The sequence below is a fragment of the Acidovorax sp. KNOB132 genome, assembly GCF_057541515.1.
Genome location: NZ_BAAJYT010000347.1, coordinates 1 through 3,112, shown reverse-complemented (window position 1 = coordinate 3,112; position 3,112 = coordinate 1). Strand labels below are relative to the sequence as shown.

The following is a 3,112-nucleotide window of genomic DNA, read 5'->3' as shown; positions in this document are numbered from 1 at the left end:
GTGCCGGGGCGCGGCGCATGAAGCAGCTCGCGCTCGACATCGGCCTGGCCACCGGGCCCACGCTGTCCCGGTTCTTCGCCGGCACCAACGAGGCGGCCCTGCAGCACCTGCGGCTGGCCGTGGGCGACGGCGCCGTCGAGGTGCTGCGCTCGCCGGTGCCCACCTACCTCTGGGGCGAGTCGGGCAGCGGCAAGACCCACCTGCTGGAGGCCGTGCGCGAGGCCCTGCGCGAGCAGGGCGCCTCGGTCGGCTGGCTCGATGCCTCGGTGGCCGAGCCGACGGCGTTCGACGACCGCTGGTCCGCCGTGCTGCTGGACGAGGTGCACCTGTACAACACGGCCCAGCAGGCCGCCGCCTTCAACTGGTTCGTCAATGCCATCAGCCCCGCCGTGGGCGAGCCCCGCTGGGTGCTGGCCGCCGGCCAGACGCCGCCGGCCGACCTGCCGCTGCGCGACGATCTGCGCAGCCGCCTGGGCTGGGGCCACATCTTCCAGCTGCACCTGCTGGGCGAGGCCGAGCGCCGCGCCGTGCTGCGCCAGGAGGCCGACGCGCGCGGCATCTTCCTGGGCGACGATGTGATGGACTACATGCTCAAGCGCTTCTCGCGCGATCTGGGCAGCCTCATGCAGCTGCTGGACCAGTTGGACAGCTTCGCCCTGCGCACCCAGCGCGCCATCACCATTCCCCTGCTGCGGGCCATGCTGGAGTCCGAATAGCGGCGCACGCCGCCGGCTTTCCTCCCCTTCGCCCGCCCCTTTTCCCATACACCACACCGCATGAACCCTGAACCCCCGGCGCAACGCCCTCGGCTGGCCCTGTTCGACCTCGACCACACGCTGCTGCCGCTCGACTCCGACTACGAGTGGGGCGAGTTCACCATCCGCATCGGCTGGAACGACCCGGTCGAGTTCGGCCGCCGCAACGACGAGTTCTACGCCCATTACCAGGCCGGCACGCTGAACGTGCACGACTACGTGCGCTTTGCCATCGAGGCCGTGCGCCAGCGCGGGCCCGAGGCCGCCGCGGCGGCGCATGCGCAGTTCATGCGCGAGGTGATCGGGCCCGCCATCCATCCGCAGGCGCTGGCGCTGGTGCGCCAGCACCAGGCGGCGGGTGACCAGGTGGTCATCATCACGGCCACCAACGAGTTCGTGACCGGCCCCATCGCCCAGGCGCTGGGTGTGGACGAGTTGCTCTCCATGGGCCTTGCGCGCGACGCGCAGGGCTGGTACACCGGCGCCATCGAGGGCACGCCGACCATGCGCGAAGGCAAGGTGCGGCGCATGGAAGAATGGCTGGCGGCGCGCGGCCTGGCCTGGAGCGGCGTGGAGAGCACGTTCTACAGCGACTCCATGAACGACGTGCCGCTGCTCGAAACCGTCGACCACCCGGTGGCCACCAACCCCGACCCCCGCCTGCGGGCGCTCGCGCAGCAGCGTGGCTGGCGCATATTGGATCTCTTTCCCACCCAACCATGATCAAGAAGTTCATCGACAAACTGCTGGGCAAGGGCGCCCCCGGCGCCGGCCGCGGAAAGAACCGCTTCGGCAAGCGCGAGGAAGTGCCCGCCTCGGTGCACGGCATCAACCCCGAACTGGTGGACCGCCGCGCGGCCGACGTGGTGCGCACGCTCAAGGCGGCGGGCTACGAGGCCTACATCGTGGGCGGCGCCGTGCGCGACCTGCTGCTGGGCCTGCGGCCCAAGGACTTCGACGTGGCCACCAACGCCACGCCCGAGCAGGTCAAGGGCCTGTTCCGCCGCGCCTTCATCATCGGCAAGCGCTTTCGCATCGTGCACGTGGTGCACGGCCGCGGCCGCGAGCACGAGGTGATCGAGGTCTCCACCTTCCGCGCCTACCTGGACAACACCGCCATCGAGCAGCAGGTGAGCGGCAACGAAAAGACCAGCAAGCAGCAGCTGGTGGGCATGCAGCACGCCGTGGACGCCAGCGGCCGCGTGCTGCGCGACAACGTCTGGGGCCCGCAGGACGAAGACGCCACGCGGCGCGACTTCACCGTCAACGCGATGTACTACGACCCCGAAACGCAGGTCGTGGTGGACTACCACAAGGGCATCCAGGACGCGAAGAAAAAGCTGCTGCGCATGATCGGCGACCCGGCCACGCGCTACCGCGAAGACCCGGTGCGCATCATCCGGGCCGTGCGTTTCGCGGCCAAGCTCGCAGGCCTGGGTTTCACCATCGAGCCCAAGACGGCCGGCCCGCTGATCGAGTCGCAGGCGCTGCTGGCCGACGTGCCGCAAAGCCGCATGTTCGACGAAATGCTCAAGCTGCTGCAGACGGGCCACGCGCTGGCCACGATCGCGCAGCTCAAGAAGCTGGGCATGGCGACCGGCATCTATCCGCTGCTGGACGTGGTGGTCGAGCGCGCCGATTCCTCCTTCGTGAGCGCCGCCCTGGCCGACACCGACCGCCGCGTGGGCGAGGGCAAGCCCGTGGCGCCGAGCTTCCTGCTGGCCTGCGTGCTGTGGCAGGACGTGAAGACCGGCTGGGACCGGCGCATCGCGCAGCGCGAGCAGCCGTTTCCCGCGCTGCAGGACGCCATCGACGACGTGTTCGAGCGGCGCATCGGCGACGTGTCGGGCCGCGGCAAGCTGGCCGCGGACATGCGCGAGATCTGGGTCATGCAGCCGCGCTTCGACAAGCGCGTGGGCTCCACGCCCTACAGCATGGTGGCCCAGGCGCGCTTTCGTGCCGGCTTCGACTTCATGCGCCTGCGCGCCGATGTGGGCGAGGTCGAGGAGGCGCTGGCCGAATGGTGGCAGGAGTTCCAGCACGCCGACGACATGCGCCGCGACGACATGATCGACCAGGCCCGCGAAGAGCAGAAGTCCCGCCAGCGCAAGGCCCAGCCCGTCGTGCGCCGCGTGCCCCGGCCTGCGGCGGATGCGGACGGCGCTGCAGCCTCCCCTGGCGAGGCCCGCCCGGCCACTGCCCCCTCCCGGGGCGATCAGGAAGGGCAGGACGGCCAGGACCATGAACACGATGGTGGCGAAGACCCGGCCGGCGACGGCCAGACCGCCCCCAAGAAGCGCCGCCGGCGCCGCCGCAAGCCTTCGGGCGGTGGTGGCGGCGAGGGCGCGGCCCCCGCG

Annotated in this window: 3 protein-coding genes; all 3 read left to right on the top strand. The window is 70.8% G+C overall.

Annotated features, from left to right (window positions below):
- Positions 1-17 precede the first annotated feature (17 nt).
- Positions 18-716 (top strand): DnaA regulatory inactivator Hda, encoded by a 699-nt coding sequence (hda, locus tag AC27IO_RS22240; protein WP_272548576.1) that lies wholly within the window; start codon positions 18-20, stop codon positions 714-716.
- 60 nt (positions 717-776) lie between these two features.
- Positions 777-1,478, top strand: a complete 702-nt coding sequence (locus tag AC27IO_RS22235; RefSeq protein ID WP_498740806.1) for a histidinol-phosphatase — start codon at positions 777-779, stop codon at positions 1,476-1,478.
- The coding region (pcnB, locus tag AC27IO_RS22230) for a polynucleotide adenylyltransferase PcnB (RefSeq protein ID WP_498740804.1) at positions 1,475-3,112 on the top strand (1,638 nt) is incomplete at its 3' end. The genes AC27IO_RS22235 and pcnB, both read left to right, overlap by 4 nt.

Excerpts from the sequence above, each read along its gene's own strand:
- hda (WP_272548576.1), top strand. The coding sequence starts at position 18 with ATGAAGCAGCTCGCGCTCGACATCGGCCTGGCCACCGGGCCCACGCTG.
- AC27IO_RS22235 (WP_498740806.1), top strand. The coding sequence starts at position 777 with ATGAACCCTGAACCCCCGGCGCAACGCCCTCGGCTGGCCCTGTTCGAC.